Source organism: Bartonella sp. MU37NMGALS, assembly GCF_042194015.1.
GTDB classification, from domain to species: Bacteria; Pseudomonadota; Alphaproteobacteria; order Rhizobiales; family Rhizobiaceae; genus Bartonella; species Bartonella grahamii.
The window spans coordinates 1-25,105 of the sequence record NZ_JBHIML010000016.1; the positions used below are offsets into that span (position 1 = coordinate 1).

Consider the following 25,105-nt stretch of genomic DNA (forward strand, 5'->3'; position numbering starts at 1 on the left):
TCCTGTACCTACAGATCCTTCATCTTCTTTCTCTGTGCCTATTACACCAACACCTTCTCCGTCAGCGCCCTCTGATCTAAGTGATCCTATACCTACAGATCCTGTCCCCACTTCGCCTGTTCCTGTTAAGCCTGATATTCAGCCCGAAATGGGAATTAGGGCGGTTGTCCCACAGTTGCCAACTTATCTCCTTTTACCAAATGCGTTATTCCATGCCGGCTTGATGGATTTTGCCTCTCAAAATAAAAAATTGGAGGCAATACGAAGCTATTCTAGAGGTTCTTTGAAAAGTGATGAAAATCCAGCATTTTTTATCCGTGGTTATGGTGGAAGCTACCACTATGCTTCAAATCTTTCTGCTTTTGAATATGGCTATGGAGCAGAACTTGATTATAGTGCACTGGAAGCAGGCGTTTTGCTGAAAGAAATTGAGAGTTCAGAGAGTTGCACATTCTTTGGGGTCACGGGAACTTATGGAAACCTCTCTCTCCATCCTCTAAATGTTGAACAAAGCAAAAAGAGTCCATTTGATAAATGGTCCGTTGCTGCTTATGGAAGTTTACAGCATGATACGGGTTTTTATATCGATGGGGTATTATCGTATGGACTTTTTAAGGGAGATGTTTTGACACTAGCACGGGGCAAGGTTGTGACGTTAAAGGGTAAACAGTTTAGCGGTTCTTTAACAAGTGGCAGAACGTTTGCAACAGGGTATAAAGGTGTTGTTTTTGATCCGCAGATTCAGGTTGTTTATCAGCATCTTCAGTTTAATCCGGCACATGATGTTGATAATATTGATGTTGATTTAGGAAAATTTCATCAATGGGTGGGGCGTGTTGGTGGGCGTTTAAGCAAGACACTTAATGTTTCTGAAAAGGGACGTGCCATTTCTTTTTATAGTAAGCTTTCTTATTTGCGTAGTTTTGAAGATAAGCAATTTGTTTCTTTTAAAAATGATTTCCAGTTAGGTGATTTTGGTTCTTCTTTAGAAGCGGGGCTTGGTTTTAATGCGCGTCTTTCTTCAAAACTTTCTCTTTATGGAGATATAACTTATCAGCATAAATTTAAGAAAGTTGGTTTTTCTGGAGCGAGTTTCTCAGCTGGTTTGCGCCATCTTTTTTGACAGAGTATGGTATGTCCTTTTATAAAAAGGCAGTAGAAAATGCTGCCTTTTACTTTATTAAAATCTTCTCTTATTTTTTAGAGAGGAAGATGGGTTTTATGCGCAATTGCTTCTGGAGGATTGTGCGGCTATCTTAGCTGTGATGGTTGTTGTTGTTTTCTTAAACAGAGATGTTGATAATACCACACTCACCATTTTCGCTACCAAAGGCAAGGTTGTGCCCTGTCTGATCCCAGTTGAGCGCTGAAATGGCGCTTTTTCCATAGCCTTTTAGAAGAACTTCTTTTCCATCGTGAAAATGTGCACACAAAATCATTCCATCATTGAAGCCTATTGCTGCAATTTCTTTGCTTGGATGGCATGCAACGGTGCTGACAAGTGCATTTGCTCGTGTGCCCAGTTCTAATGGTGTTTTTCCCATGGGGCCATCTTTTGTATGAAAGGGCCAGACAATGGCTGCTGATGCACCGGATGTTGCTAACCATTTTCCCTTCGCACTCCAAGACCAGCTTTTGACTTTGCTTGGGTAGCCACTCATGCGGAGATGCTGATTATCAGTGAGACGCCAGCCATGGAGGGCGTTTTCTTGCATGGTAGAAATGACATAGCGGTTGTCTGGTGAGAAGGTGACACCAAAGTGTGCTCCTTTCCAGACCAATGTGGTGGGAGATGTTTGCGTTGATAACCAATGAAGAGTAACTCCATTGTAATGGGCAACGGCAAGTCGTAAACCTTTTGGGGCAAAAGCGAGGCCTTCTACACTGCGTTCATGTGTGAGCTCTTGTCTTTCTTTTCCAACATCCACAAATGCGAAACGTGAGGAGGAAAAAGCAAAAACTTTCCGTGGTCCAAATGCAACATTGCTTATCCATTTGCCTTCCTGTTTGCCCAGTACTTTTGTATGACCATCTACTGTTGTTTGACAGACCTTTCCGTCTTCTCCACCTGTAATGATAGCTGTGTTATCATGGGAAAAATGGCTAGAAATTATTCCTTGGTGAACTTCAATGTTTTGTGGGATTGGGTTTAAAAAAACAATGAAACCTTCGACCGAGACAAAAGCTGGTTTATTATCAATAAAACCGCAGGAAAGACAATAATTTTGTAAATTGTAATTGGTAATGCTTGGCATTTTTACTCGCTTATGCACAATTTTCAAAACCGGTTTTCAGTTTTTCGGCATCAAGGGTACGGCCAATAAAAACAAGTCGACTTTCACGTTTTTCATCTTCACGCCATGGACGTTGGTGCTGTCCTTCAAGGATCATGTGTATGCCTTGAATGACATAACGATCATCGTCTCCTTGAAATGCGATAATGCCTTTTAAACGCAAAATATCAGGACCTTGTTGTTGCGTGATCTGTTGAATCCATGGGAAAAATTTTTCTGGTTGAAGGGCACCTGTTTTTAAACTTACAGAGGTTATTGTAATATCATGAATGGTGGATTTGTGGTGATGTACATGATCATGATTACAATCGGGACCACAGACATGGTTTGCGTGCTGATGGTCAAGAAAATGGGGATCATTATCTAAAGTGCGTTGGAGATCAAAGGAACCTCGATCGAGGAGTTTATCAAGAGGGATGTTAGCGCGCTCTGTTGCGTAAATTATGGCTCTGGGATTAATTGCAAGAATGAGCGATTGCGCGTGTGCACGTTCTTCTTCGCTGACAAGATCAATTTTATTTAAGAGAACAATATCAGAGAAAGCAATTTGTTCTTCAACTTCACGACTTTTTTTCAGTTGAGAGGGCAAATGCTTTGCATCAACGACCGCGATAACACTGTCGAGAGCTGTTTTTTCATGGACCGTATCATCCATGAAAAAGGTCTGTGCTACGGGAACGGGATCTGCAAGTCCTGTCGTTTCTATAATGATCGCATCAAATCGATGAGAACGTTGCATCAGACTTTCCAGAATGCGAATAAGATCACCACGCACAGTGCAGCAAACACAGCCATTATTCATTTCATAAATTTCTTCATCTGATTCAATGATCAGGTCATTATCAATACCAATTTCACCAAATTCATTGACAATGACGGCATAACGTTTGCCATGATTTTCACTGAGAATGCGGTTGAGAAGGGTAGTTTTTCCTGCACCAAGATAGCCTGTGAGAACCGTAACGGGAAGTTTTTTGGGGTGTGTTGTTTCCATGGAGAGACCTTTTATTGTTCTTTATTGCCATGTATTTATTTTAAATCGATTGATATCATCAAGTAAACCACGAAGCCCACAAAGAACATGAGAGAAAATTGCTTCACCGGCTTGCGGTGTTGCTTTGCTTGCGTTTCCTGCTGCACCTTGCGTATTTAGATCTCGCATTGTCCACCCAAAGGCATGAGGACCATAAGCGCGTAAATACTGATAGTTGGCAATCATATCAGCTTGCTTATTATAAAAATTTTCTGCTTTCTCCATATGCACTTTTTCGGGTGCTAAATAGAGCATGAGAGAGGTTTCGATAAATCCTCCATGGATATCAAGATGCTGTTGAGACGGTGCCATTAAACCTTGCGGTAGGCCAAAACGACTCCAACTTGTTGCTACCGCAAGCATTGAAAAACGCCTCCGTAATTCGGTGATAACAATGCTCATTAAGGGTGAGTTGCCTCCATGGGCATTGAGAAGAAGAAAACGCTTTATTCCTTTGCGATAGCAGTTTTCACCAATGCTTATCCATCGCTCAATAGCATCAGAAAAGGTAAGGGTTTGTGTGCCTGTAACATCCATATGTTCTATAGAATAGCCAATCTTTTCAACCGGTAAAAGTGCGATATGAAATTGCTCTTTTGTTTGTAAAGTGAGGGCTTTTGCAAAAGCTTCAGCAATGATCCAGTCGGTTTCGAAGGGAAGGTGCTCTCCGTGATATTCGTGTGCGCCCAAAGGTAAAAGAGCGAGAAAAGGCGTGTCAGATACCATAAATTATTGCCCAAAAGAGAAGTTAACACAGAAAAAATGATCAAAAGTGCTGTCACTATTTAATCTATCTATAAGAGAAACGCAAATAGGCGTCTTTTTACATCACATATGGATGCTATAAAAATGAGAGCTTTGTCAAACAATAGTGAAGATTTTATTGAGCAAAGCCAACTCAAATTTTTTGTAATATGAGGCGAGCTTTCTAAAGATAGCTATCTTTGGTAAGATTTTCTGATGCATATTCTCATTTTTAATAAGTAAATATTCATACAGGTTAAATACTTCACATCATGTAATGAAAAATAATTTTTTCATTGTTTATTGAAAGCGCAATTTTTTCTGTAAGTTGTATATTCTTCTTTTTACTATGGAGCGAGGATAACAAAACTATTTCTATTGTTGCAATAGTACAGACTTTGGTTGCAATCAGGAGTTCTAAATTCTTAATTCAAGTATCTGTATAGTACAAAAGAATAGAATTTTTTTTGATTGATTTTACTTTGGATAGTGTCTTAACAGACTTTAGTGTTCATGAGAAAAAATGAATATAAAGGGAAAAATTCACGTAAGATGAACTTGAATCTCAGAGAGCTCGATGAGTTTATAAGATGATTCAAGAAGAAATACCGTTGGATACATGATAAACAGAACGCTATTGTGTTGCACATTGATACGCTTGTTTTAAAGAAACCTTTCTCAAGGTATCCAAGCCTATTTTGTGATACTGTTCGTGAATGGTATAATGGTAAATCCTCATAATATAAAATCTATTGCACTTCACTATCTTTACATTTTTAAATTAAAAAGGGGCTCCACCATTCACTTTTCCAGTTTTCAATACTGTGTTAACCGCGCTTGATATTTAAAATATCTCATAAGTGATATTTTCCTTTCTTCAAGTGTGTTTACACACACACATCGTTTTCTTTTGTGCTTTGAAAGCGAAGAATATTGATTAATTCAATATAAACAGCGTTAAAATTAAGAGAATCCTATAATAGTCAGCTCTCTCATTCAACATGCAAAACAATAAATTATTATTATAGATGAGTATTCTGCTATTAAAATGATCGGTTGGTAAATTTATCATTTAATATCATTTTTCTTTCAAGCATTTGATCAATTATTTATTTTGTACAAATTGCAGACAGTTATGTGAATATTGCCAAAAATTTATTTCAAAGAGAATTTTTTTATTAATACAGAGTAAATATAAATAGGGCTGTGCTCTACAATATTGAAGAAAAATATGGAATAAACTTTATGAAAATTAAGAAAGAAAATTGTTTTTCAGTATTTTGGGGGATCATCTCATTTTTTATGACTCTCTTTTTATTTAATTTTAGGTAGTTTGTTGGTGCTCTATTGTTGCTTATAATGTTTTTGTAAATCTGATAGATTTACTTATTTTATGCGTTTGTTTTGTTAGGTTTGAATGTCAATATTTTGAGTTTTTATGCTGTATGAGATAAAGGGGCTGAATTACCTTTTGAAGATGCTATGCGCTATTTTTCTTTATATATCAGTAAAAGTTGAGAATTATTTTATTAACGTCTTTTCTATTTGAAAATAGATATCTTAATTTCTTTTTACATTTTATAACTGTTTTATAGAAAAATAATACAATATTTTAATGTTTATTTATTATGATATATTTGTTTTATATCGAGTTTTTTATTCGCTATCAATTTTATTTTCAAGTTTATTGATGAGCGATATAATAAAAATCCATTAATTACTATTTCATTTGTATATTTATTGAAAATAATATATGATAATTATCATTATAATGGCGGTTTTTAATGTTATAGTTCTTTAAAATTTAATTACATTTTAAATTATTTATAAAAGTTCTATTATATAAATTTTCAAATGAATTTATTTTTTTAATCTTTATTATAATAAGCAATTTGACAAATTTTTATTATTTTGAAGTAGATAAATAACAATGACAATATCTTACTGTTAAGATATTAGTTATTATAGTGTAAAATGAATAAATTATTTTTATCATTTGCTGTTTTATGTCTTTACATGTAATACACAATGTGTTATATAATATAATTACATATAATATTTTATTATGTGCAATTATATAAATGATTAAATATAATTTTTGGTTTTTATATATGTGAATATTCTTTCATTTTTTCAGTGAAGAAAAGAGGAGCAAAGAAAGCTATGTTTAAAATATTTAAAAATCGTGTATGTTCATTTACTTTTACACTATTTATTCTCTTTTTTGTACAAACTATAGAGGGAAATGCAAGTTTTGTAAAAAATCAATTTCAAGAGAGAGTGGCAGTTACTATCTCTACACTAGAAAAAAATGTAGCTATTAAAGCTGTGGATAGAGCTGTTATTCAAGGCGTTGAGGAACAAGAGGGCATTGCTTTGGGGAAAGTTGAAAAAACTGCTGCCTTTTCAGGTGCAGCCTGTTGGGGGGGAATAGGTATTTTATCACTTCTTGCTTCTTTATGTGTTGGGGATGTATTAGGTGCTGTTATATCTCTTTGGGGAATATTCACTACACTTTAGTAAAAAGATCATCGACAAAGTCTATGATCTTTTTGTTCGCCTCATGATTTTGAAAAATAAATATTTGAAATTATTTATACTGTATTGGATAAAAAATTACTATTCTTAATACTAAATATAGTTTTATTAACATTATTAAAGTTCAAGATCCTACATTTATGTTTTTTTACAAAATAGAGTAATCTGATTTCTTACAGTTTATGTTTATTCTCTAGTAATAAGGTTAGTATACTCATTATCTTTATCAGCTTTTTAATATTGTCTATCTTCTCTCATATGAAGATTATTCATCAAAGGCATATTTTATCCTTTTTAAATTTTTTTATTTTTTATAAGAGAACAAAATAAAAAGATCCCTGTATTCATAGCTCTTATGCAATAAGAAAAATGATAAATTATTATTTCAAATTTGTTTATGTTAAATCCATCAAAAGTATTTTTTACGTATCACAAGTTGCGTTCGTGTATGGATAAAATTATTAAAAAAAAGAGTAAAAATTCTTCTTATGAATCATCTCTAAGGTCCAAGGGCTGTCGTAATATTGACCAAATAAATGATGATGCCGGTTTGTATTTTTATAGAGTAAAGATAGTGATACACAATGAATCTTATGCCATATCATGGGGTGGTTTATATTGTAGCATTTACGCGCCATATTGTGAGAGGGAAGTGGTGATATGCATCGTTAAAAAATGCCTTTATTAAAACACAAACGCTTGTGTTTGCGATACAAGTGCATTCTGGGTTGTTCTGTTGTGTGAGGCAAAGATACTGTTAAGTGAGGTAATTAAGGAGTGTTTATAGCTTAGCGGAAGAAGGGCAATGAAGTAAAAGGTCTTGTTTAGCACGAAGACGTGCAATCCATTGATCTTCACGAATAGCAGTATTATGTAGTGTAATGAGTTCGTTTTTTTTAATTTCAGCTGTTACTGTTGCTTTTTCTAAAAGACCACAAGGAATGGCGTGGTGAGCGCGTGCTTCTGCGATGTTCATTATCCAAGCGCGATAAGTATAAAGACCGATAAAGTCTAGCTGATCACCTGGATATAAATCTTTTTTAGCAACAGCACAGACTTCTACTACGGGATGGCTAAAAGGAGCCATATCTTTTTTGCCATAAAGCATAACGCGTGCGCAGGTGAGGGGAACTTCCATTGCTGTTAAATGATAGGGACGGTGAAAGGTGAAATAAGGCCCCTGACCAATTTTTAAATCTTCCATACGTTCGCGTAAACGTGGGTGCGCTATTTCTGCAATGACAAAGACACCTGGAGAAACACCTTGGCCTGTTGAATAATCTACAATACCATATCGCTGCAAAATGCCTCCATCTTGTTTTGGGATAAGCACTTTGTTTAGATCTTGCAGCGCCGCTTGTGGTCCATGCATTCCTGGGCAATCGGGGAGAAGTCCAGTGGCATTGGCAATTGCTGCCATTTCAACCATCGTTTTGGAACCATCAATAAATTCAACCAACATGCGCACATTCATATTACGCCGGAATGCTTCTTCTTCGTAAGCATCAGGTGTAGCATCAAAGCGCAGAGGATTATTTTTTCCTTTACCTGCTGCAACAACCTTATGTCCAAGGGCTGAAACAAATTCTATGAGTTCCATACAAGAAGTTGGTTCATCTCCGGCACCAAGTGTATAAATGAGCCCTCGTTTCTCTGCTTCATGTTTGAGATAAGCGCCAATTGTAACATCTGCTTCAACATTCATCATGACAAGATGTTTGTTATTTTCAAGCGCTTTGATACCAATTTCTGCTCCTGCTTCGGGATAGCCTGTTGCATCAACGATAATATCAATTTGTTCATGACGTAAAACAAGGTTAATATCATCTGTTGCTGCAATCAAATTTTTTTCAATGCTTTGCGTGAGAGCATAAGTATTTTCAACTTCACAGGCATGTCCATCCTCGCCATAGGCTATTGTAGCGGCATCAAAAATACGTGACGGCGTCCTAGTGGCTACTGCAGCGACTGTTATACCATCCATATGCGCGATACTTGATAATAAATCTGTGCCCATTTCACCACAACCAATCAGTCCAATACGGATGGGGGGATGCTTTTCTGCACGTTGTTTTAAATCATGCGCTAAACCTGTTAGGTTCACATTGCTTGCCATTCTTTTTTCCCATTTGAAAACTATTCTGCTAAAGAATTTTTCTCATTCATAAGGTGCATTTGTTTTTAAGACAATTAATCTTTTATTCTTGATGCTCTAATCAATGGATTTTATAAAAGCAAGAGGGGTGGTTGTTTTTATCAAGTAAAATAGGAATAGCGTTATGCAGCAAAAAATAGCAATACAAGATGTTACCAGTTTTATTGGGAAAGAAGTGGGATTATCGGGGTGGCGTCTTGTTACACAGGATATGATTAATCAGTTTGCATGCGCTACAGATGATCATCAATGGATACACGTTGATGAGGAAAAGGCTAAAAAGACACCTTTTGGAGGCACAATTGCTCATGGGTTTTTAACATTATCGCTTTTATCTACGCTCGCTTATGAGGCTCTTCCAGAGTTGGAGGGAAGCACAATGGGGATTAATTATGGTTTCGATAAAGTACGCTTCATGAGTCCTGTGAAAACAGGGGTACGGGTACGTGCGCGTTTTGTGTTAGATGATGCAGAAATTCGCCCTTCTGGTCGAGTGGTTTTCCATTATGGGGTTACGGTAGAAATTGAACAGTTAAAAAAACCAGCTCTTACGGCTCAATGGCTTATTGTGGCAGTGATGGGGGAAAAATCTTCCAATATCTAGATTAGTTTGAGTACTTTATTTTATAAAATTTTTGTACAATTCTATTAGAAGTTTCTTCAATGATAATATTGAGAATAATCTATAGGGTGATAGATATCCTGGAGCTATCATAGCGTTTATAGCCATAGTAGATTGCTATCTTTCCTAGATCGTTTTGAAGAGGAGTTTCCTAGTGAAGATAGTGCATTGCTTCACGCTTTTGTTTATAGCATTCTTTAATGGTATCACAGCTCTCACATAAAACAGAATGTTTCAAATGGAATATACTTGCGTTGCTAATTCACGGGCTTATTTTAAAGAAACATCTCTCAACGCTCGTCACACCCATTTCGCAATGGCGCCTGTGAATAGTATAACGGTAAAGCCATTGAGCATCCCTATATCTTTATGCTTGTGAAGAAGAAAACCGGTACTATCATATTATATGCTAGCACCCAATGTTAAGACAGGTCTTGGTGCTTGAGATAATTCATAAGAGGCACGCCTTCCTTGCTTGTATAGTTTTTACTCACACGGCTCTTCCCGCTTGTAACATGCAAGCGAGAGGTTTTGATTGATTCGATATGGAACAAATTTTGAATGAGAGAATCTTACGGTATTCAGAATTCTCATTCAATATGAATAACGTCATATTATCACTATAAATTCAATATGTTATCTAAGGTTGGGAAAGGTCGTGACCAATGTCTTAATTTGACATGATAATTTATCATTTTTATGTTAAGAGAGAGTCTCACATACTGTGAGATCTCTCATTTTATTCCCTTTTATATTCAATCCGTTAAAACTATTTTCTTTCATGTTACAAACGGATGGGGAGAGATAAAAACTGTTTAAGAAAAAAGTTCCTAATCTCTTATGAGCGTTTTCGATAGGCAAGGGTTGTTGCACTTGGAAAGTGGCAAAGAGGATGATGGTACTGGTATGTGAAATTCTAAGTCTTTTAATGTTTTGTTTTATCAAGTTTTTGTACGATTTTATCAGAAGTCCATTGGGTTATAATATTGAGCATGATCAAAAGAATGATGACAATGGTCATGATGAAGGTATTATAGCGTTGATAGCCATAGCGGATTGCCATATCCCCTAAACCGCCTCCACCAAGATATCCAGCAAGTGAGGTGGCTCCTATGAGAGAAATGACCATGACTGTAAAACCTGTAATCAGGCTAGGGAGAGCTTCAGGAATAAGAACATGTCTGATAATTTGAAGACGGCTTGCGCCCATAGAGCGGATCGCTTCAATGAGACCGTTTTCAACGGTTTTAAAAGAGAGTTCCGCCATGCGTGCATAAAAAGGGATAGCTGAAATGGTCAGTATAAAAATTACAGCAGGCATTCCTATCCCTCTTCCTACAACGATACGCGTAACGGGAAGAAGATAAAATGCAAGAATAATAAAGGGAATGGCACGAATACTGTCAATGATGATGCTTAAAGGGCGATTGATGAGAGATGAGGAAAAAATCCCCCCACGTGCTGTTGTGTGAAGAAGAAGACCAAGGGGAAGTCCTATAATAAATGCCATAAAAGAAGCACTAAGTGTCATCAATATTGTATCAATAACAGCTTGGGGAAGTTCATGAGACAAAACATTAAACATAACCTAACACCTCGCAATATCGTCCTTTTTCTGTTAACCATTGAACGGCTTTTTTTAAAGCTTCTTTATCTTGAGCAGGAAGAGCAAGGAAGAGGCGCCCGATGGTTTCGCCTTGGACTGTATCAATGCCACCATGGAGAATACGTGCTCTTAAACCACTCTCATTTTCTAGAAGATGAAGAAAAGGTTGTTGGGCGATTTCGCCGGCAATATTGATTTCAATGACAGCTTCTCGCCCGATTGGTTTGAGATTTTTCGCAAATTTTTCAGGAAGTTGCGGGGTGACAAGCTTGAGCATGGCTATGGTTGTATCGTCTTGCGGTGATGTAAAGATGTCTTTCACACGTCCTTCTTCTACGATGTTCCCCTGATTAAGAACAACAACGCGATGCGCTATGGTGCGCACAACTTCCATTTCATGGGTGATGAGCACAATCGTGAGATTGAGGTGTTTATTAATATCAGCAAGGAGTTCTAGAATAGATTGTGTTGTTTCAGGGTCAAGAGCAGAGGTGGCTTCATCTGATAACAATATTTTAGGATTAGCAGCGAGCGCACGAGCAATGCCAACGCGTTGTTTTTGCCCCCCTGACAATTGTGCCGGATAACAATATTCTTTTCCATATAACCCAACCAATTCAATCAGTTCAAGGGCACGTTTGTGGCGTTGTTTTTTACTTACACCACTTAATTTAAGCGGCAATGCAATGTTATCAAGAATATTTTGCGATGAGAGAAGGTTGAAATGTTGAAAAATCATCCCAATTCGTTGACGGTAAGGCGCCCACTCTATCTCTGATAGATTTGAAATATCAACACCTTCAAAAAAAATGGACCCTGCATCAATCTTCTCTAACCCATTTAAACAGCGGATAAGTGTTGATTTTCCTGCTCCACTGCGCCCAATAACCCCAAGGATTTCACCAGCATGGATATTTAAAGAGAGATTATTAATTACCGGAACACCAGCCGTTTTGTTAAAACAACGGCTGATGTTTTTTAAGGAGATAAGAGTAGGTTTTTCCATTCACAATTACTCGGATATTTGGCACAATTACCAAGAAGTTTGGGCGGTTTTGCCAAAAATCTCTTTTATTTTTGCACGGATGAGATCGTTGTTGTAAGCGGCAACTAATTTTTTAACCCATGGCTCATCTTTTTCGCTCGTGCGTACAACGATGATATTATCATAAGGATTATTTTTTGCACTCTCCCATGCGACGACATCTTTTTCGAAGTTTAATCCGGAAACAATAGCCCAGTTTGTGTTTATAATTGCAAGATCAAAATCGTCAATAGCTCGCCCTAACATACCAGCATCGAGCTCACGAATTTGCAGGTTTTTAGGATTTTCGATAATATCAAGTGGAGATGCAAGAATATTATGAGGATCTTTTAACTTAATGAGACCTAAAGAATTGAGAAGAAGTAAGGCTCTTCCACCATTAGATGGGTCGTTCGGAATACCAACATGTGCACCATCACGTAGATCTTTTAAGTCTTTGATTTTGTGCGAATAAACACCAATTGGAGCAATAAAAGTATAGCCAACAATTGAAAGTTTATAGCCACGTTGTTTCATTTGTTCATTAAGATAAGGGGCGTGCTGAAAAGCATTCGCATCGATCTCTCCTGCGTTAACAGCGTCATTAGGCAAAGCGTAATCAGAAAAATAAACGAGTTCAATATCTAAACCGGATTTTTTAGCCTGCTCAGCAGCAGTTTTCCAAATAATCGCATCCCGCCCTTCCATAATACCAAGTTTGATTTTTGATTTGTCTGTAGCCATGACGCAAGCAGTAGATAAAAAAAGTGCAAAGAGAGAGAGGAATAATCCTATAATCTGACTGCGAGAAAAAATTTTTAATGTCATGTGCTTTTAACTTTCTTTTCCAAGAGATTTTTTGAGGGAAGTTTCAATATACTCTGTATTTTTTTAGGAAGATTTAAAGTTATACAAGCTTTAGAGAATATTCAATCACTTTTATTTTTAAAAGATTATTATTTTTCCTTTTATTTTTAGTATTTTGGGGGCGTATCATCATTCATTCTCTGTAATTCAGGCAATCAATTCTTTTATTGCAATCATTTGTTGAGGGAACCAATAACACTTTAAAAACTTCTTTAAAGGACGATTGGTTGAAGAACCAAACAATCAGATGATGCTTTAGGCGTAAATTCATGAAGAACATACTGCGCAACCAAGATCAAAAGTCCGTGTTCGTGTAGAGGGGGGAATAAAGAGAGATTTTGTTGCAATGTTGTGGGGTCTTTTTGGCGGGAAATAAAGGTTGCTGATCATTGGATTTAAACGCGGCAAATTTTTGCAAAGGCGAAATTTTGCCCTTCACATGTTTTGAGAGAGGAAGAAAAATAATGTTAAGAAAGAAATTTTTATCAACAACAATGATTTTATGGGCTTTGGGAGCGTCGGGGGTGGTTGTGACTGCTTCTCACGCGGAAGCTGGAACCATTGCTGGAACAGTTGCTCGTGTTGCATCAGGTCAGGTATCTTTACGCACAGGTCCTGCAACAGCTTATAAAGTGATCACAATGGTTCCAATGGGAGCAAAAGTGCAAATTTATGGCTGTTTATCCAATAAAACTTGGTGTTCTCTTGGTTATCATGGAAAAGTTGGTTGGGCATCTGCACGTTATGTCAATGTTAGCGATGTTCCTACCATTGCTTTTACAAAGATGCCAGTAAAGCCAAATGCTATGATAAAATCGTCACAAGTAAAAAAAGAAAAAGTAAAACAGGCTGTTTCCGATTTTAAAGTTCTTCCGGCGATTCAAAAAACACGGAAAAATATGCAAAAACTATACAGAACAGATATGATTATCGATTCTACAGGTGTCAAGAAAAGGGATGAACGAACAATTTTAAATCCGTCGCCAAAAGCACAAGAAGTCTCTGTAAAGCGCGTGAATGCTTACAACCCCTTGTTTCCTGATAATGTCAATTACAAAAATTTTGAACGTAACGAAACGCGTTACCGTGTTGTGACCTATCCTGCTCGATAAAGGTAAAGTTAATTTCACAACCGGAATGACAAAAAGGATCAGCAGCATGAAGCAAAAAATGCTTATGCTGCTAATCCTATTCTACGATAAAATGGCATTAAGGTGGCGATGATTAACTTAAGGCGGCAAGGTATATCATGGATATTCAGAGTAAAATTGTTAATATCCCGAATCACAGTCCTTTAAAATGGCGATATGAATCCTCAGCAGGAGATAAGATCCTGCTGAAGAGAAACCCGACTTTTGACAGACCGGCGAGGGCTCTTCATCCTTTTGGACAGGGCGTTAATTTGCGGACTTAGGCTTTATCAAATTACGAGAAATGAGCAATTCAGCAATTTGAACGGCATTCAATGCTGCTCCTTTTCTTAAATTATCGGCGACAACCCAGAAAGCTAAACCATTTTCAACGGTGATATCTTCACGAATGCGGCTAATAAAGGTGTCATCTTCTCCTGTACATTCATAAGGTGTGGTATAGCCACCATCTTCGTGTTTATCGATAAGCTGACAACCGGGAGCATCGCGGAGAAGCGCTTGTGCTTCAGATACGCTTAGTGGTTTTTCAAATTCAACATGGACAGCTTCGGCATGACCGATAAAGACAGGGACCCGAACAGCAGTGGCCGTTAACTTAATCTTCGGATCGAGAATTTTCTTTGTCTCAGCAGTCATTTTCCATTCTTCTTTTGTATAACCATCTTCCATGAAAACATCGATATGAGGAATGACATTAAAGGCAATGCGTTTAGTGAATTTTTTTGATGTAATTGGGTCAGCAACAAAAACTGCACGTGATTGTTCGAAAAGTTCATCCATTCCTTCTTTACCAGCTCCAGAAACCGATTGATATGTAGAGACAACAACACGTTTAATGATTGCAGCATCATGGAGTGGTTTTAAAGCTAAGACCAGTTGAATTGTTGAACAATTAGGGTTTGCTATAATATTACGTTTAGAAAAGGCATTTATAGCTTCGCCATTGACTTCAGGGACGATCAACGGAACATTGGCATCATAGCGCCACGTGGAGGAATTATCGATGACGACACAGCCGGCAGCAGCGATTTTAGGGGCGTATTCTTTGGAAATGCTTCCTCCCGCAGACATAAGACAAAAGTCTGTGTCAGAAAAATCGTAAGTATCCAGTGCTTTTACTTTTAAAGTTTTATCTCCATAAGAAACTTCTTGTCCTAATGAGCGTCGTGATGCTAGAGGGACAATTTCATGCGCAGGAAAACCACGTTCTTCTAAAATTGTAAGCATTTCACGACCAACATTTCCGGTTGCGCCGACAATTGCAACTTTAAAACTCATTTTCTATATACTCCTCATGTCTCTCCACGTTTATTCCCCGTGCTATACTCAGGAGAGAGTGAGTTGGTCAAGGAACATCATTAAATTATATTTTTGATTTTCAACAACTCAATTTTGTGCACACCAATCATCATCGTCAGCACAATAAATTGTTTTATTTCAAATGATAAGTCTTTTTTAATCTTTCAGAATTGAAAAAATTGAATATTGTACGCTAAACTATTAGCTCGTTAGAGAGCACTTTAATTAAGTGAATTCTTTATCTTCTGTCAATGTTTACCTTTACACTTTTGAATTTTTTAAGGATGGTATTACGTATCGCGTTGGTGGAATCTTTTAATATTCTATCTGTTAATTGTTGAATTATTTGATCTTCTCCCTATGCCTTTAAAAGCGAAGCTTCCTATTCAGTCTGTAAACAGCCAGATTCTAGCGGTTACTTTTAGCGGCTTCCCATTTTTCACTTGAAACTTAAGGCTCAATAAGAAAGCCTAAAAATATTTAAAAAGACATTTAGCATCTAAAAACATTTGAATGTTTCAAGGAGGTATGCATGTTTCATATTTTCATACCTTAAATGATAGAATTTATGGCACAACAAGATAAACTTAAGTATCCATTATATAAATAAATTCTTATGAAAGTTATACATATAGTTTTTTCGTGTCTGTTTTTTACTTTAATCCTGTTATGCTATAAAATATCGTCATTTGAAGTATGGTGGTATAAGATCTTTAAGCTTTCTTGATATATTTAAGTGTTTTTTAGTGTGTGTGAATATTCGTAGGCTTGTTTGGCGAGCCTTTTGTTTCAAGTGGATTATATCAGTGGAAAGCCGTTGAACACCCCCATGTTTAATAAAAGAGTAAGTTAGCATCATCATACATTTTTCCGGCATTCAATGCGGCTACAGTTCTTGGTATGTGAGACTATTCAATTAAGAGGTATGCCTTTTTTGTACATTTTTACTCACACGCTAACTCTGCTTGTAATGTGCAAATAAATGATTTTGATTGATTCAATATAGAACACGTTTGAAATGATAGAATTTTACGATATTCGGAACACTTATTCAATATCAATAACGTTAGATTATGATTATAAATCAATGCACTATTTCTAAGTTAAACTCGTTAGAATTCGGATTATTTACAGACCAGATTAGATTAAGTATTTTCATTCTCATTAGGTGTGGGGAGACAGTCACAATTCTTGTCAAGATTATTAAGGACGTTGATTGTATTTTCAGTGAATTTATGAAAATAAGGGGTTATTTTTTCATCAGAAATCAACTGCAAAATTGCTCTTTGTTTTTTGCGGGTCAGTATTCTGAAATTTTTTAAAAGTAAATATTCTGCTTTGCTTGCTATTCTGTCATCACAATGATAGAGGTTCTCTTCTTTTTTTGCGCCATCAGCATAAAAGAAGGAAACGGGAACATCTAATATATGAGCAATTTCCTGTAAACGTCTTGCACTTACGCGATTTAAGCCTTTTTCATACTTTTGGATTTGTTGGAATGTTACGCCTAAATGACTTCCTAATTGTTTTTGAGAAAAACCCATGACATTTCTTCTGAAGCGAATTTTTTGGCCTAAAGAAATATCGTAAAAATGTAGATTTTTGGCTTTCACTTGATGTCCCCACCGGTTGCGAGCGCCCTCGCATTAGTATTCCGGGGTCTGGAAGTGCTGACTCAAAACAGCCCCTTGCTTTTAGTGCTGAAAGCACTTGGACATAACAAGAGCCCCCGGAAATTCCGGGATATCCGCAAAAGCGGTTTTATTTCTAGTTTGAGTTTTTCGGGCTTCCAGACCCTATTTGATTGTCGCGTATACAACCAAAAACACAAGCCTCCTTCATAAGGCAATTACTTTCAATCGTCAATTGAAATTACAACAGTGTTTCTTGTTTGTTGTTTCAAGTTTTCACGTAATTAATGCGTATATTATACATAAAATATTGCTTGAGATACTTTAGATACTTGTAAAAATTGTAAAGCGAAATTAAAGGGTGATGGCAAGGTAATGGGGTGATTTTCTCCTTTACGATTTTATGTTTTCTCCCCAAAATTAGGCTGTTTCCCCGCTTTGAAAAGTAAACAAACAGATAAATATTCTTGTCCCGATATGGTATACATAAGATGATACAGCTTATCGTTTTTCTTCATCTTAAATCGAGGTATCTCAAACATGTTGCTCGTGAAGGGTATAACGTAAAGTTCATGAAATATAACAATTTTTATATTTAATAAATAAATTTCATTTACCTGAGTTGGTTCAAAATGTTATTATAATTCTTGCTTTTAAGAAGTTCATAAGAGCCATTTTTATTCCCTTTTTTAATTGTTTTTGTTCAGATGCTCGTGTGGTGCAAGCGAATGGTTTTGATTGCTTCAGTATGAACAGGCTGGAATGAGAGAATCTGATGATATTTTTGGCTTTTGTTACAAGATGTAAAGCGATATAAATATCTTTATTGTAAAACTCTTTTTTCAGAAATCGTAGATATTGAGATATCATATTGATAGAGGATTGATAACAGTGGGCTTGTAGAGGAAAATTGCATGAGGTTTTTTTATTTTTTATGCGTTATTTCTTCATTGTTTTGCAAAGGGCGCGCTTCTGAAGCAAGCATAATGGGAACGCCATCACGAATAGGATAGGCAAGTTTGGCTTTGAGAGAGATGAGCTCTTGTGTTTTTCGGTTGAAAGAGAGAGTGCCTTTCGTCATTGGGCAGACGAGCAATTCGAGCATTTTTGGATCTGTGGTCATTTTTTTCATGTTTGGACGTTCATTAGTTTAAGCGGTAATCTGTTCCTGTTTGTTTCATGAGTGAGCGTTCTGTTAATGCAAGAAGAGTTTGGGCACGGCTTTCGATATCTGGAGCTTCAAGGAGAGCTTGTTTTTCTGCTGGTGTAAAGGGGATAAGGGCTGAAAAAGCATTAACCAATATAGGTGTAGGGGCTTCTATGATACTGCTCCAATTATATTCCATTTCATGTATGGTTAGATATTTTTCTACAACGTCAAGTAAGCTTTCTCGGTTAATGCTTTCTTCAACATCAAATTCTTGCAAGTCTTTTATGTTTGATTGGATGAGAGCTGTTCGATAGGATTTTGTGTTTGTCAATTCTTGTTCTAAGGTGAAGCGGCAAACACCTTGTAAGATAATGAACAGTTGTCCATTTCCTGTTTCACTGTAGTTTGTAATGCGCCCTATACAGCCTGTTTTATAAAGTTGTGTAGAGAAGCGGTCTGTATCCGATGAAAGTGGTTGAATAATGCCCAATAGACGATCAGTTACCATAACGTTTTCAACCATTTCAAGTGATTCTGGTTCAAAAATGTTGAGTGATAAAAAACCACCGGGTAGTAAGAGTGCACCTTCTAAAGGAAAAAGGGCAATTTGCTTTGGAAGATCATTTTCGCAATTGTAAGAGATATTACCAGCTTTCATGAGTATTTTGTCACCTTTGTTCGGTAGTTTTAGTCTGTAAATAGTTGCAATTTATGACACTATTGAGAAAGCAGAAAACCCACTTCTTGTGCATTAAAATCATACTTATAAAATACTTGAAGTCCTAATTCTAAAAAAGAATATGAGACCCTATCTTTAAGGTTGACTGCGCGCGAAAGAATGTTGCTTTGCGATCTTTTTAGTGTGTGACGTTTTGCATGATTTTCAAGAGGTATTTTTGTTTATAGCTTTTGATTTTTTTCTTAAATTTCCTAAAATGTGTTCCTTGCAATTTTTGTAAGGTTCAAAAGGGTGCTATTATAAATCTTTTGAAGCAGCTTATGCAAGTTTTAAAATGAGAACATTTTCATCACTTTACTAATGACAGTGTGATAAAGATAGGCTATAGGTTTAAATATGCTGGAAAGAGCGTTATCGTTTCTTTCATTCTTTTGCGGGAGAGTGCAGATTGCAAATTTTCGCATTGCCGCCGAAGGGGAAATAGCCCATAATCTCTCAGGCTTTAAGGACCGTAAAAGGAAGAAGGCAGATCTGGAAAGTCGGGAGAACCCGCGCCGAAGGTGTAAGCGAAAAATCTTTTCGCGAGTCTCTCAGGTTGATGACAGAGGGGGCAGAGACGGCCATATTCTGTGGGCGTTAGCGCAGCTTTGGAGTTATTATGGGCACAGCACAAGAAACATCTTTTTTAAAAACACTTCCTTTATATGATTTGCATGAAAAAGCAGGAGCAAAATTTGGTGCTTTTGCGGGCTGGAACATGCCTTTAACTTATCCTCTTGGCGTTTTGAAAGAACATCTTCATACGCGTGCACATGCAGGACTTTTTGATATTTCTCATATGAAATTGATTGCGGTTGAAGGGGCACAAGCCGTGGAATTTTTGTCCTATGCTTTTCCCATTGATGCAGCAGCTTTAAAGATTGGGCATTCACGGTATAATTATTTGCTTAATGAGCAGGCTGGTATTCTTGATGATCTTATCATTACCCGTTTGGAAGAAGGCCGTTTTATGTTGGTCGCCAATGCTGGGAATGCACAGGCTGATTTTGTAGAATTGGAAAAGCGTGCGGTTGATTTTGAATGTCAAGTGATTGCTCTTGAAAGGGTATTGCTTGCTCTTCAAGGTCCTGAAGCGGCTGCTGTTCTTGCTGATGCTGATTTACCAGGGAATGAATTGTTCTTTATGCAAGGATTCGAACCACAACAGGATTGGTTTATAACGCGTTCTGGTTATACGGGAGAGGATGGTTTTGAAATTGCTTTGCCTATAGGGCATGCGCATATGTTGGCTGAAAAATTGCTGAGTGATTCTCGTGTTGAGTGGATTGGACTTGCAGCACGCGATAGCTTGCGGTTGGAAGCAGGGCTGTGTTTGCATGGAAATGATATTACCCCTGATACGACACCTATTGATGCGGCTCTAACATGGGCTGTTCCTAAAAGTGTTCGAGAAAAAGCACAATTTTATGGTGCGAAGGCTTTTCTTGAAGCACTGCAAAAAGGACCTGCTCGTTGTCGTGTTGGATTAAAACCGCAAACGCGTCAACCTATTCGTGCTGGTGCGGTGCTTCTTGATGATCAAGGTAATGAGATTGGCATTGTAACATCAGGTGGTTTTGGTCCTTCTTTTGATGGTCCTGTCGCGATGGGTTATGTTCCTGTTGATTGTAAAGTTGAAGGGACACAAGTCTTTACAGAACTGCGAGGCAAAAAGATTGTATTATCAGTTCATTCACTTCCCTTTGTTGAACAACGTTATTTTAAAGGATGATTTTTTATGTCTAAAACTTATTTTACACAAGACCATGAATGGCTTAGCGTTGAAGGAAAAGTGGTGACTGTTGGGGTTACGCATTATGCGCAAGAGCAATTAGGAGATTTGGTTTTTGTTGATTTACCAAAAAGTGGGACAAAACTTTCCAAAGGAGAGGCGGCGGCTGTTGTGGAATCGGTGAAAGCGGCTTCAGATGTTTATGCTCCTCTTGATGGTGAAGTGGTCGAAATAAATGAAGCATTGGCTGATAATCCTGAATTGGTAAATCAGAAAGCCGAAACAGAAGGCTGGTTATGGAAAATGACATTGCAGGATGAGACACAACTGGAAGGGTTGTTGGATAAAGATGCTTATAAGGCTTTGATTGGATGAGTATCATGATCGAGCGTTCTTTTTCTTCTCGACATATTGGGCTGCGTCCTGATGAAACACAAAAAATGCTTGATGTTTTAGAGCTTGATTGTGTTGATACACTCATTTCTCAAGCTGTTCCACATTCTATCCATTTGGGACGTTCATTGAATCTTCCAGAGGCTGCTAGTGAAGGACAAGCCTTGGAAGAACTCTCCAAGATGATGGAGCGTAATTGTGTGCACAAAAGTTTTATTGGGCAAGGATATCATGGAACTTATGTGCCTCCGGTTATTTTACGAAATCTGTTTGAAAATCCGGCTTGGTATACTGCTTATACGCCTTATCAAGCAGAAATTAGCCAGGGTCGTTTAGAACTTTTGTTTTATTTTCAGACATTGGTTAGTGAACTAACAGGTTTGCCTGTTGCTGCTGCTTCCCTTCTTGATGAAGCAACTGCTTTAGCTGAAGCCAATGCTCTCGCTTTTCGCTTTTCCCGTGAGAAAAAGACGAAGATTTCTGTTCAGAGTCTTTTACATCCTCAGACTTTAAGTGTTGCGCAAACGCGTGCTGAAACACAAGGTATTTGTATCAGCCAAGAGAGGAAAATTTGTTCTAATACAGCGGCAATTGTTTTATCTTGGCCAGATACAAAAGGTGCTTTTCATGATTACAGTGAGATCATAAAAGAGGCAAAGGAAAAAGGAGCTTTAGTTATCGTTGTGGCTGATCCTTTAGCACTTACCCTTATGGAGCCACCTGCTCAATGGGGGGCAGATATCGTTGTTGGCTCTATGCAGCGTTATGGCGTTCCGATGGGGTTTGGTGGTCCACATGCTGGTTACCTTGCAGTGAGTGATGCGTTAACGCGTCTTATTCCAGGGCGTATTGTTGGTCAATCCGTGGATACGAGAGGGCGTGTTGGTTTTCGTTTAGCTTTGCAAACACGTGAACAACATATTCGACGCGATAAAGCGACGTCAAATATTTGTACAGCTCAGGCGTTGTTGGCTAATATGGCAACTGCTTATGCTGTTTGGCATGGGCCGAAAGGCTTACAAGCAATTGCGCAGCGAATTCATCATTTAACATGCCGTTTTGTTGCTGGTTTAAAGGCTGCAGGTGTTTTTTGTGAAGGAGAATCTTTTTTTGATTGCGTAAGCGTTGTTGTGAAGGGAAAAGCGCGAGAGATTGCGCATCAAGCCAAAATAGGTGGGCGCCTTATTCGTGTTCTCGATGATGACACTATTGCAATTAATTTTGATGAATTATCAACAGAAGAAGATGCTTGTGCTTTAGCGCAGCTTTTGGGGGCACAATTAGGCGATCAGGTTTCTCCTCGACTCTTTGGCAAAAAGCGGGATGCTGCTTTTCTTTCCCAGCCTTTTTTTCACGCGGTGCATTCAGAGACAGATATGATGCGCTTTTTGCGTCGCTTGGCAGATAAGGATTTGGCGCTGGATCGTGCTATGATTCCTCTTGGTTCTTGTACAATGAAGCTTAATGCGGCGGCTGAATTGATGCCTGTGAGTTGGGCTAGTATGGCCAATATACACCCTTTTGTTTCACAAGGGGATGCAGCGGGTTATTTGGAGATGATCGATCAGTTAAATGCGTGGTTGTGCGAAATTACAGGATTTGCGCAAGTTTCTTTTCAGCCAAATTCTGGTGCTCAAGGTGAATATGCGGGGCTTTTGGCTATCCGACGATATTACCAATCACGGGGAGAACATCAACGTACAGTTTGTCTTATTCCTGCATCTGCGCATGGTACCAATCCAGCTTCGGCGCATATGGCAGGTATGGAAGTCGTTGTGGTAAAATGTTTAAGCGATGGTGATGTTGATGTAGACGATCTTAAAATGAAAGCGCAATTGCATAAGGATAAATTGGCTGCTCTCATGATCACTTATCCTTCAACACATGGTGTTTATGAGGAAAGCATTAAGGAAATTTGTTCTATTATTCATGAAAATGGCGGACAAGTTTATTTCGATGGCGCTAATCTCAATGCGCTTGTGGGGCTTGCTCGTCCTGCAGATATTGGCGCTGATGTTTGTCATATGAATCTTCATAAAACATTTGCCATTCCCCACGGAGGTGGTGGTCCTGGTATGGGACCAATTGGAGTTGCAGCGCATCTCAAACCATTCTTACCAGGCCATGAACAGGATGGGACAACACATGCGGTTTCGGCAGCTCCTTATGGAAGTGCGTCTATTCTTGCGATTACATGGATGTATATTCGAATGATGGGGGCTGAGGGTTTAAAATATGCAACACAAATAGCCATTTTAAATGCCAATTATATTGCTGCACGTCTTTCACCCGCTTATTCCATTCTTTATCGGGGCAAGCATGGACGTGTGGCTCATGAATGTATTGTGGATACACGTGTGTTGAAAGAGCAGTATGGGGTGAGTGTTGATGATATTGCAAAACGTCTCATTGATTATGGATTCCACGCGCCCACGATGTCATTCCCTGTTCCGGGAACTTTGATGATTGAGCCAACGGAATCAGAACCAAAAGCAGAAATTGATCGTTTCTGTGATGCTTTACTCTCTATTGCTGAAGAAGCAAAGAAAGTTGGTCGTGGGGTTTGGCCAAAAGACAATAATCCATTGGTGAATGCTCCTCATACAGTGGCAGATACTTTAGATGATGCTTGGGAACGACCCTATTCGCGACAAGAAGCTGCTTTTCCCAACAGTTCTCTTGATCCAGCCAGTAAATATTGGCCTCCTGTATCGCGTATTGATAATGTTGCTGGAGACAGAATGCTCATTTGTTCGTGTCCGCCATTGGGAAATACCTATTAAATAACAAATATGTATTTACTTTGTTTATTTACATAAACAAAAAAGCCCACACATTTTGTGTGGGTTTTTTACTTATTGATCATGTTATTATAGAGTTATTTGTCTATTTTCTAGAATTTTGCATAGTTTTTTATAACATGAGAAAAATCGAAAAAGTTGACAAAAAAACTGTGTTTTGTAGGCAATAGGCATGCTCTTCTTTGCCTTCTATCGTATGACATGGTTTTAGTGACTAGATGCATTGGTCTAGCCAGCTAATTCACGTAAACGAGAGTGAAACCTACGGGGATAGGGTCCAGTCTGTTGCATGTGTTGTGACATATTACTCTCACTAAGGTGACTACGACCGGTTGCAGAAAGAATAAAATCAATTTTAGTGCTTTTGATGATAAAGCCCCGCCAAACTCTATTGTTGCATCGTCTTGCGTCAAGAATTGTCTAAATATTTCTCTTTAATCTGTTTTTTATAAATATGACGCAAAAATATGTAAGAACATCTGTTTGAATGAGTAAATACACAAAGCCAAATGTATTATGGTTGTTTTTCTACAGGGTGTCTTATAAAAGCCGGCACATTTTTCCAATCCATTGTAGGTCAGTTTGTGACTTTACGGTGTTGTTGTTCTAAGAGCTCGTTGGTTTTAGCTATTGCCTGTAAATCAGCATCCAAACTTAACGCAGCGACATGTTTTAAGTCAGAGATTGAGGCAAGGGAGAGCTTTATGAGTAATTCCAGCTTTTGTATATCAGATGAGGGCGAAGCGATTGCGTATTTCTGTTGACGTAATCTTTGAAACTGATAGACAATTTAATTTCAGAGAAATCTAAAGCCGTAAAGGTGAAAATCAATCCTCAGTTTGTCATCTCCTTTTGATTCAGCTTTACGGCTTTCAAAAGCATCTAACGTAATGTTTTTTATAATGGTGATGACACATTGTCCCATGCTTTTATTTATTGTGTTCTTTAATGGGGGTACGACCCTCATGTAAAACATAACGCTCCGAAAAGAATATACTTTGGTTGTTAATTCACGTGTTTGTTTTAAAGAGACATTTCTCCCTCAATCCCATTTCACGGTGATGTTCGTGAATGGTATATAAAAAGCAAGTAAAATAAAATAGTTATGTCTAATATGAGGGAATAGGTGAATCTTGATTCTATTGAGTTTTTTTGCCTCTATCCCTCATCTTTTTGAAGCTTTTTTATGGCTTCAAGAGCAAGTTTTTTACGGTCTGCGCTCTTTGTGTAAAGAGATGCCATAGCGTCATCTGTCCAGCCAAAAATTGCTTTGAGTTGTGATACTGTTGCACCAGAATTAGCGGCGCGTGTTGCTGCTAATTTTCTTAAGCCATGTGCTGATTTTTT

The 25,105-nt window shown here is 37.7% G+C and carries 19 protein-coding genes and 1 riboswitch; of the genes, 7 read left to right on the forward strand and 12 right to left on the reverse strand.

What is annotated here, in order from left to right:
- On the forward strand, positions 1 to 1,123 hold a 1,123-nt coding region (locus ACFIJP_RS07345), incomplete at its 5' end, for an autotransporter outer membrane beta-barrel domain-containing protein (protein WP_375626645.1).
- 160 nt (positions 1,124 to 1,283) lie between these two features.
- Here ACFIJP_RS07345 and ACFIJP_RS07350 read toward each other — a convergent pair.
- Genes ACFIJP_RS07350 through ACFIJP_RS07360 form a run of 3 tightly spaced genes read right to left on the reverse strand, consistent with a single transcriptional unit; the run spans position 1,284 to position 4,053 of the window.
- The gene (locus tag ACFIJP_RS07350) at positions 1,284 to 2,255 is read right to left on the reverse strand and encodes a WD40 repeat domain-containing protein (RefSeq protein WP_375626647.1); all 972 of its coding nucleotides are present in this window, start codon (positions 2,253 to 2,255) and stop codon (positions 1,284 to 1,286) included.
- Positions 2,256 to 2,265: 10 nt separating this feature from the next.
- The gene (locus ACFIJP_RS07355; RefSeq protein WP_375626649.1) at positions 2,266 to 3,288 is read right to left on the reverse strand and encodes a CobW family GTP-binding protein; all 1,023 of its coding nucleotides are present in this window, start codon (positions 3,286 to 3,288) and stop codon (positions 2,266 to 2,268) included.
- A gap of 21 nt (positions 3,289 to 3,309) precedes the next feature.
- Positions 3,310 to 4,053: a creatininase family protein gene (locus tag ACFIJP_RS07360; RefSeq protein ID WP_375626651.1), complete on the reverse strand. Its 744-nt coding sequence runs from the start codon at positions 4,051 to 4,053 to the stop codon at positions 3,310 to 3,312.
- A 2,181-nt stretch (positions 4,054 to 6,234) separates the two neighbouring features.
- On the opposite strand from ACFIJP_RS07360, the gene ACFIJP_RS07365 reads away from it, so the two are divergent.
- Positions 6,235 to 6,591, forward strand: coding sequence for a hypothetical protein (locus ACFIJP_RS07365; RefSeq protein ID WP_375626653.1), 357 nt, complete (start codon positions 6,235 to 6,237; stop codon positions 6,589 to 6,591).
- Positions 6,592 to 7,390: 799 nt separating this feature from the next.
- Here ACFIJP_RS07365 and ACFIJP_RS07370 read toward each other — a convergent pair.
- Positions 7,391 to 8,725, reverse strand: coding sequence for an NAD(P)H-dependent oxidoreductase (locus tag ACFIJP_RS07370; protein WP_375626655.1), 1,335 nt, complete (start codon positions 8,723 to 8,725; stop codon positions 7,391 to 7,393).
- Between the two features lie 163 nt (positions 8,726 to 8,888).
- Here ACFIJP_RS07370 and ACFIJP_RS07375 point away from each other — a divergent pair, with 163 nt between their 5' ends.
- Complete coding sequence (locus tag ACFIJP_RS07375; protein WP_273723586.1) at positions 8,889 to 9,368, forward strand: MaoC family dehydratase; 480 nt, start codon at positions 8,889 to 8,891, stop codon at positions 9,366 to 9,368.
- Positions 9,369 to 10,311: 943 nt separating this feature from the next.
- Here ACFIJP_RS07375 and ACFIJP_RS07380 read toward each other — a convergent pair.
- From ACFIJP_RS07380 to ACFIJP_RS07390, 3 genes are read right to left on the reverse strand one after another with little or no spacing between them, the layout of a single operon-like run.
- Positions 10,312 to 10,971: a methionine ABC transporter permease gene (locus ACFIJP_RS07380; protein WP_375626657.1), complete on the reverse strand. Its 660-nt coding sequence runs from the start codon at positions 10,969 to 10,971 to the stop codon at positions 10,312 to 10,314.
- Positions 10,964 to 11,998 (reverse strand): methionine ABC transporter ATP-binding protein, encoded by a 1,035-nt coding sequence (locus ACFIJP_RS07385; protein WP_375626659.1) that lies wholly within the window; start codon positions 11,996 to 11,998, stop codon positions 10,964 to 10,966. The genes ACFIJP_RS07380 and ACFIJP_RS07385 overlap by 8 nt, the downstream gene beginning before the upstream one ends.
- Before the next feature lie 27 nt (positions 11,999 to 12,025).
- Positions 12,026 to 12,844, reverse strand: a complete 819-nt coding sequence (locus ACFIJP_RS07390) for a MetQ/NlpA family ABC transporter substrate-binding protein (protein ID WP_273723580.1) — start codon at positions 12,842 to 12,844, stop codon at positions 12,026 to 12,028.
- 503 nt (positions 12,845 to 13,347) lie between these two features.
- Between ACFIJP_RS07390 and ACFIJP_RS07395 the strand changes: the two genes are divergently transcribed.
- On the forward strand, positions 13,348 to 13,995 hold the full coding sequence (locus ACFIJP_RS07395) for an SH3 domain-containing protein (RefSeq protein ID WP_375626661.1): 648 nt from the start codon (positions 13,348 to 13,350) through the stop codon (positions 13,993 to 13,995).
- Between the two features lie 285 nt (positions 13,996 to 14,280).
- On the opposite strand, the gene ACFIJP_RS07400 is transcribed toward ACFIJP_RS07395, so the two are convergent.
- The 4 genes from ACFIJP_RS07400 to ACFIJP_RS07415 form a co-directional block, all read right to left on the reverse strand.
- On the reverse strand, positions 14,281 to 15,312 hold the full coding sequence (locus ACFIJP_RS07400; RefSeq protein ID WP_375626663.1) for an aspartate-semialdehyde dehydrogenase: 1,032 nt from the start codon (positions 15,310 to 15,312) through the stop codon (positions 14,281 to 14,283).
- Between the two features lie 1,166 nt (positions 15,313 to 16,478).
- Complete coding sequence (locus ACFIJP_RS07405; protein WP_375626664.1) at positions 16,479 to 16,946, reverse strand: helix-turn-helix domain-containing protein; 468 nt, start codon at positions 16,944 to 16,946, stop codon at positions 16,479 to 16,481.
- A gap of 943 nt (positions 16,947 to 17,889) precedes the next feature.
- On the reverse strand, positions 17,890 to 18,096 hold the full coding sequence (locus ACFIJP_RS07410) for a Trm112 family protein (protein WP_273791466.1): 207 nt from the start codon (positions 18,094 to 18,096) through the stop codon (positions 17,890 to 17,892).
- 13 nt (positions 18,097 to 18,109) lie between these two features.
- Positions 18,110 to 18,772 (reverse strand): LON peptidase substrate-binding domain-containing protein, encoded by a 663-nt coding sequence (locus tag ACFIJP_RS07415; protein WP_375626665.1) that lies wholly within the window; start codon positions 18,770 to 18,772, stop codon positions 18,110 to 18,112.
- A gap of 445 nt (positions 18,773 to 19,217) precedes the next feature.
- Positions 19,218 to 19,315: riboswitch (glycine riboswitch) on the forward strand.
- A gap of 136 nt (positions 19,316 to 19,451) precedes the next feature.
- Here ACFIJP_RS07415 and gcvT point away from each other — a divergent pair.
- The 3 genes from gcvT to gcvP are packed head-to-tail and all read left to right on the forward strand — an operon-like array spanning position 19,452 to position 23,740.
- Positions 19,452 to 20,564: a glycine cleavage system aminomethyltransferase GcvT gene (gene gcvT / locus ACFIJP_RS07420; protein ID WP_375626666.1), complete on the forward strand. Its 1,113-nt coding sequence runs from the start codon at positions 19,452 to 19,454 to the stop codon at positions 20,562 to 20,564.
- A gap of 6 nt (positions 20,565 to 20,570) precedes the next feature.
- A complete protein-coding gene (gene gcvH, locus ACFIJP_RS07425) occupies positions 20,571 to 20,939 on the forward strand; it encodes a glycine cleavage system protein GcvH (protein WP_375626667.1) in 369 nt (122 codons plus the stop codon).
- A 5-nt stretch (positions 20,940 to 20,944) separates the two neighbouring features.
- Positions 20,945 to 23,740 carry an aminomethyl-transferring glycine dehydrogenase gene (gene gcvP, locus ACFIJP_RS07430; protein WP_375626671.1) on the forward strand — a complete coding sequence of 932 codons (2,796 nt, stop codon included), beginning with the start codon at positions 20,945 to 20,947 and terminating at the stop codon, positions 23,738 to 23,740.
- Positions 23,741 to 24,916: 1,176 nt separating this feature from the next.
- Here the strand turns inward: gcvP and ACFIJP_RS07435 are convergent.
- Positions 24,917 to 25,105: tyrosine-type recombinase/integrase (locus ACFIJP_RS07435; RefSeq protein WP_375626669.1), on the reverse strand; the 189-nt coding region annotated here is incomplete at its 5' end.

Coding starts and splice junctions, on each gene's coding strand:
- ACFIJP_RS07400 (WP_375626663.1), bottom strand. CDS start 15,312: ATGAGTTTTAAAGTTGCAATTGTCGGCGCAACCGGAAATGTTGGTCGT.
- ACFIJP_RS07370 (WP_375626655.1), bottom strand. CDS start 8,725: ATGGCAAGCAATGTGAACCTAACAGGTTTAGCGCATGATTTAAAACAA.
- gcvP (WP_375626671.1), top strand. CDS start 20,945: ATGATCGAGCGTTCTTTTTCTTCTCGACATATTGGGCTGCGTCCTGAT.
- ACFIJP_RS07380 (WP_375626657.1), bottom strand. CDS start 10,971: ATGTTTAATGTTTTGTCTCATGAACTTCCCCAAGCTGTTATTGATACA.
- ACFIJP_RS07355 (WP_375626649.1), bottom strand. CDS start 3,288: ATGGAAACAACACACCCCAAAAAACTTCCCGTTACGGTTCTCACAGGC.
- ACFIJP_RS07415 (WP_375626665.1), bottom strand. CDS start 18,772: ATGAAAGCTGGTAATATCTCTTACAATTGCGAAAATGATCTTCCAAAG.
- ACFIJP_RS07375 (WP_273723586.1), top strand. CDS start 8,889: ATGCAGCAAAAAATAGCAATACAAGATGTTACCAGTTTTATTGGGAAA.
- gcvH (WP_375626667.1), top strand. CDS start 20,571: ATGTCTAAAACTTATTTTACACAAGACCATGAATGGCTTAGCGTTGAA.
- ACFIJP_RS07390 (WP_273723580.1), bottom strand. CDS start 12,844: ATGACATTAAAAATTTTTTCTCGCAGTCAGATTATAGGATTATTCCTC.
- ACFIJP_RS07385 (WP_375626659.1), bottom strand. CDS start 11,998: ATGGAAAAACCTACTCTTATCTCCTTAAAAAACATCAGCCGTTGTTTT.
- ACFIJP_RS07360 (WP_375626651.1), bottom strand. CDS start 4,053: ATGGTATCTGACACGCCTTTTCTCGCTCTTTTACCTTTGGGCGCACAC.
- ACFIJP_RS07395 (WP_375626661.1), top strand. CDS start 13,348: ATGTTAAGAAAGAAATTTTTATCAACAACAATGATTTTATGGGCTTTG.
- ACFIJP_RS07350 (WP_375626647.1), bottom strand. CDS start 2,255: ATGCCAAGCATTACCAATTACAATTTACAAAATTATTGTCTTTCCTGC.
- ACFIJP_RS07365 (WP_375626653.1), top strand. CDS start 6,235: ATGTTTAAAATATTTAAAAATCGTGTATGTTCATTTACTTTTACACTA.
- gcvT (WP_375626666.1), top strand. CDS start 19,452: ATGGGCACAGCACAAGAAACATCTTTTTTAAAAACACTTCCTTTATAT.
- ACFIJP_RS07410 (WP_273791466.1), bottom strand. CDS start 18,096: ATGAAAAAAATGACCACAGATCCAAAAATGCTCGAATTGCTCGTCTGC.